Raw genomic sequence first — 520 nt, forward strand, 5'->3', positions numbered from 1 at the left:
AAGAGCAGGAACTGGAAAAACATATACTCTTGTTAATTTGTTGAATCGTTTAAAACCTGATCCAAATAAGACAATTGTTTGTACTTATACAGGTAAGGCTTCTAGTAGGATTCGTGAATTGTTTAGAGAGTATGATTTACAAGATTATAAATCGTTAACTATACATAAAACTTGTGCTTCTAACTTTAATTCGAAGTTCTTCAGAAATGAATACAACATAATTGATTGTGCTTATCTTATTATTGATGAAGTTTCAATGATTCCACGTGAGATATTGTCAAAATTACTTCAAGCAGTTCCTAGTCATGTGAAAATTATTTTTGCGGGTGATGATGCTCAATTGCCACCTGTAAATGATACAAGTATTATTCCTGAACTAGAAGCGTTAGAGTTTGTTAATACAGTTCGATTAACACAAGTTTTTAGAAGTGAAGATGCTGTACTTGGACAAGCTTATAATGTTTTAGGTCGTAAAAGTATTGATTATAATTTGTTTGGTGAGGATATGAAAGAATTGGTT

The 520-nt window shown here is 31.0% G+C and carries 1 protein-coding gene; it reads left to right on the forward strand.

Annotated elements, in window-relative coordinates; translation table 11 throughout:
- Nucleotides 1–520 (forward strand): AAA family ATPase (locus ACCC84_RS23715; RefSeq protein WP_371902448.1); only part of this gene is annotated, 520 nt, incomplete at both ends.

This window comes from Serratia odorifera, from assembly GCF_041448735.1.
GTDB classification, from domain to species: Bacteria; Pseudomonadota; Gammaproteobacteria; order Enterobacterales; family Enterobacteriaceae; genus Serratia_F; species Serratia_F odorifera.